The organism is Rhizorhabdus sp., from assembly GCF_018006725.1.
Lineage (GTDB): Bacteria > Pseudomonadota > Alphaproteobacteria > Sphingomonadales > Sphingomonadaceae > Rhizorhabdus.
The window spans coordinates 1-3,886 of record NZ_JAGMXV010000356.1; the positions used below are offsets into that span (position 1 = coordinate 1).

The window sequence follows — 3,886 nt, forward strand, 5'->3', positions numbered from 1 at the left end:
GCTGAGCACCTGGTCGATGATGACCTTCATGCCGCGCGCATGGGCACCGGCCAGCAGCGCGTCGAAATCGGCGATCGTGCCGAACATCGGATTGACGTCGCGATAGTCGGACACGTCGTATCCCATGTCGGCCATGGGCGACTTGAAGAAGGGCGACACCCAGATCGCGTCGACGCCGAGCGAGGCGATATGGTCGAGCCGCGCGGTCACGCCCCTGAGGTCTCCGATGCCGTCGCCGTCGCTGTCCTGGAAGGATCGGGGATAGACCTGATAGATGACGGCGCCGCGCCACCAGTCGGGATCGGTGGAGGTCATGCAATATCCTCTTCCACGAAATAGGCGACGCTGCGAGCTTCGATGGGCGCTGTCGGCTCGATGTCGTCGTCGAGCCGCATCCAGCGCCGGCCTTCGGCGGAGGGCAGACTGACCGCGCCGGGCTGGCCTGAGCGGTTGATCGCGACGGCGATTCGGACGGGCTGCTCGGGCAACTGGACCAGCATGACGATCCGGTCCGTCGCGGGATCGTGCCAATCGCCCTGATCGAAGGCACGGTCGTCAAAAGCGAGCCAGTCGACGTCATCAGGGCTGACGAACAGCGGATCGGACAGTGCCGGATGGTCGCGCCTAATCCGCGCGAGCCTCGCAACATGGTCTTCGAGCGCAGCATCCCGTCCGGACCAGTCAAGCCAGCTCAGCGCATTGTCCTGCGCATAGGCATTGTTGTTGCCCCGCTGGGTCCGCCCGAATTCGTCACCCGCCGTCAGCATGATGGTCCCGCGCGAGGCGAACAGCGTGGCAAGCAGGGCGCGCAGGTCGCGCTGGCGCGCAGCGATCACCCGGGCATCGTCCGATGGGCCCTCGACCCCATTGTTCCAGCTGAGATTGTCGCCATGACCGTCGCGATTCTGCTCGCCATTGGCGTCGTTGTGCTTGTGGCGATAGGCGACGAGATCAGCCAACGTGAAGCCATCATGTGCGGCGATGAAGTTGACGCTGCGCGTATGCGTCCGTCCCGGCCGGGCGAAGATGTCGGAGGAGCCGGCGAGACGCGTGGCGAGGTCGCCGATGGTATAGGGATCGCCACGCCAGAAGCGGCGGACATCGTCGCGATAGCGGTCGTTCCATTCCAGGAACTCGGCTGAAAAATTGCCCAGTTGATAGCCGCCGGGACCGATGTCCCAGGGCTCGGCGATCAGGATGCGATCGGCGAGCAGCGGATCGGCCCGCATCGCGCGGAACAGCGCCGCATCAGGCTCGAACCCGTCCGGTACCCGGCCGAGTATGGGTGCGAGGTCGAAGCGGAAGCCGTCGACCCCGGCGGCAACGACGAAGTGCCTGAGACTGTCGATGATCAGCCGGCGCGTGGCGGGATGATCGCAGGCCATCGTGTTGCCGCAGCCGCTGTCATTGGCGAGCGAGCCCGGCTCGTCGCGTAGCGTGCGAAAATAGGCGCGGTTGTCGATACCGCGCAGCGACAGCGTCGGCCCCTGGCTGTCGCTTTCCCCGCTATGGTTGAAGACGACGTCCAGGATCACGCCGATACCCGCTTCGTGCAATGCGCGCACCGTGTCGCGCAGTTCGACGAGTCCGCCGGGGGCCAGACGCGGATCGAGCGCCATGAAACTGACCGGGTTGTAGCCCCAGCTATTGGCCAGACCGAGCGGCGGCAGATGGCGCTCGTCGATCCAGGCGGTGATCGGCATCAGTTCGATCGCATCGACATCGATGCGCTGGAGATGGGCGATGATCGCCGGATGAGCGAGGGCTGCGATCGTTCCACGCTGCGCCGGGTCGATCTCGGGATGGAGCTTGGTGAAGCCCCGGACATTGACCTCATAGACAAGCCCACCGGGCCGTAAGAGCGGCGGCGAGCGGCGGTCGCCCTTGGGCATGTCGGTGACGATCGCCTTGGGCATTAGCGGCGCGCTGTCCACGCTCTCGTCGCGCGGCGCGGCGAGGGCAGGGTCGTATCGATAGGCGCGGTCGATCGCCCGTGCATAGGGATCCATCAGCAGCTTGGCGGGATCGAACCAGTCGCCCTGCGAAGGATCATAGGGCCCGTCTGTCCGGAAGCCGTAGCGCGCACCGGCTGCAAGGCCGGCTACGAAGGTTTCGAAGACATCGGCGGGACCGCGCGTCATGGCGATGCGGTCGGTCTCGACCTCGCCCGAGGCGTCGAACAGGCAGAGCCAGGCTGCGGTCGCCCGCTCGGTCCACAGAGCGAAGCGGACGCCGTCAGGCTGCGGTTGGGCGCCGAAGCGGTGAAGCGGCGCATCGCTCATTGCGCCGCGGCCCGGGCGACGAGATCGGTGTAGAGCGCAGCGTAGCGCGCGCTGCTGCGCTCCCAGCCCCAGTCGGCGCGCATCCCCTGCCGCCGGATCGCCTGCCAGATCGCGGGAGCGGCGTAGAGGTTGGTGGCGCGCGTGATGGCTTGCCGCAAAGCGTCGCCCGATCCGGGCTGGTGAAGCAGGCCGGTCGCGCAGCCGGCGTTGAGCGCGGCATCATTGGCGTCGATGATCGTGTCGGCCAGCCCGCCCGTCCGCGCCGCCACTGGAACCGTGCCATAGCGCAGACCGTAAAGCTGGGTCAGGCCGCAAGGTTCGAAGCGGGACGGGATGAGGATCGCGTCGGCGCCTGCCTGCATCAGATGGGCGAGTGGCTCGTCATAGCCGGTGACCACGCCGATGGCGCCAGGGTGACGGGCCGCTGCCCCGAGCAGGGCATTCTCCATGGCTCCGTCGCCCGAACCGAGGACGACGAGCCGGCCGCCATGCCCGACAAGATGATCGATCGAGTCGAGGATCAGGTCGATGCCTTTCTGCCAGGTCAGCCGGCTGATCACCGCAAAGATCGGCCCGCGCGCTCGCTTGAGACCGAAGCGCTTTTCCAGCGCACGACGGTTGGCGGTCCTGCCGTTTAGCGCGCGGTGCGAATAGGGGGACGCCAGTGCCGTATCGGTCGACGGATCCCATTCGCGCGTATCGATGCCGTTGACGATCCCCAGCACGGCGTCTCCGCGCGCGCGGAGCAGGCCATCGAGCCCCATGCCGGCTTCGGGCGTGCGGATCTCATCGGCATAGCTCGGGCTGACCGTGGTCACAACGTCGGCATATTGGAGACCAGCCTTCAGGAAGCCGACCCCGCCATAATATTCGACACCGTCGACCGCGAAGGCGCCCTGCGGCAGACCCAGCTCCGGAAATACCGTGGCGTCAAAGCGGCCCTGGAAAGCGAGGTTGTGGATCGTCACGACGACCGGAAGCTCGGGCCGCCGGCCGTGGCGGACATAGGCAGCGGTCAGCGCCGCCTGCCAGTCATGGGCGTGGACCACATCGGCGTTCCAGCCCTTGATGGCACCTGCTGCGACGTCTGCGGCGACGGCCGACAGCGCCGCGAAGCGCCGCCAATTGTCGTTCCAGTCCTGCCCGGCCAGATCGGCATAGGGACCGCCGTCGCGTGTGCCGAAAAGACCGGGTGAATCGAGCAGCAGCAGGTCGTGCCCCTTGTGCTGGCCGGCCAGCACCCGCGCCGGGCCACCGAAGAGGGTCTTGTAATTGTGGACCGGGCGCAGCCGGACGCCAGCCAGCGCACGTTGCACTTGCGGATAGGCGGGCAGCAGCGAGCGCACCTCGACCCCGTGGGCAGCGAGCGCGAGCGGAAGGGCGCCGGCGACGTCGGCCAGGCCACCGGTCTTGATCAGGGGATGAAGTTCGGACGTTACCGACAGCAGGCGCAGGGTCATGCTCGGTCAGGCCACCAACCGGTCGATCATGTCCTGGGTTATCAGGCACACGCCCTTCTCGGTCCGGCGGAACCGCTTGGCGTCTGCGATCGGGTCCTCGCCGACGATCAGCCCCTTGGGAATCTGTACGCCCTGGTCGAGCAC

The 3,886-nt window shown here is 67.0% G+C and carries 3 protein-coding genes and 1 pseudogene; all 4 read right to left on the bottom strand.

All coding sequences use genetic code 11. The features are described 5' to 3' along the window. Positions 1 to 315 (bottom strand): alpha-amylase family glycosyl hydrolase (locus KAY22_RS25855; RefSeq protein ID WP_296625970.1); only part of this gene is annotated, 315 nt, incomplete at its 3' end. Continuing rightward, the gene (glgX, locus tag KAY22_RS25860) at positions 312 to 2,282 is read right to left on the bottom strand and encodes a glycogen debranching protein GlgX (protein WP_296625971.1); all 1,971 of its coding nucleotides are present in this window, start codon (positions 2,280 to 2,282) and stop codon (positions 312 to 314) included. The genes glgX and KAY22_RS25855, both read right to left, overlap by 4 nt. Beyond that, complete coding sequence (gene glgA, locus KAY22_RS25865; protein WP_296625972.1) at positions 2,279 to 3,742, bottom strand: glycogen synthase GlgA; 1,464 nt, start codon at positions 3,740 to 3,742, stop codon at positions 2,279 to 2,281. Before glgA ends, glgX begins: the two co-directional genes overlap by 4 nt. Positions 3,743 to 3,748: 6 nt before the next feature. Further along, positions 3,749 to 3,886, bottom strand: a pseudogene (locus tag KAY22_RS25870) (glucose-1-phosphate adenylyltransferase); the annotation flags it as partial.